This window comes from Undibacterium hunanense, assembly GCF_014284335.1.
Lineage (GTDB): Bacteria > Pseudomonadota > Gammaproteobacteria > Burkholderiales > Burkholderiaceae_D > Undibacterium > Undibacterium hunanense.
Window position 1 is genome coordinate 1 of record NZ_JACOGF010000099.1, and the last position, 246, is coordinate 246.

1 pseudogene is annotated in these 246 nt (G+C 58.9%); it reads right to left on the reverse strand.

The features are described from left to right. A pseudogene (locus tag H8L32_RS27495) lies at positions 1-246 on the reverse strand (IS110 family transposase); the annotation flags it as partial.

Genomic DNA, 246 nt, shown 5'->3' on the forward strand with positions numbered 1-246 from the left:
CTTGCTGATTCTGTCTTCTAACTCACTGAGATACTGCAGTAACTCATCGACCAGGCCGTTGAGTATGCCGAGCGTGCCGCGGCTTTGTTCTTGCCAGAGGGCGACTTCGCGGCGCAGGTGGCGCAGGTGGCGCAGGCCGGGACTGAGTATCCGGCCAAACTCAGCGAGCAGGCCTCGTATCTGGTTGGCGGTCGCAGTACGGTGTTTGACCCAGGCTTCTCTTACTCTGTGCAGGGCTTGTATCTG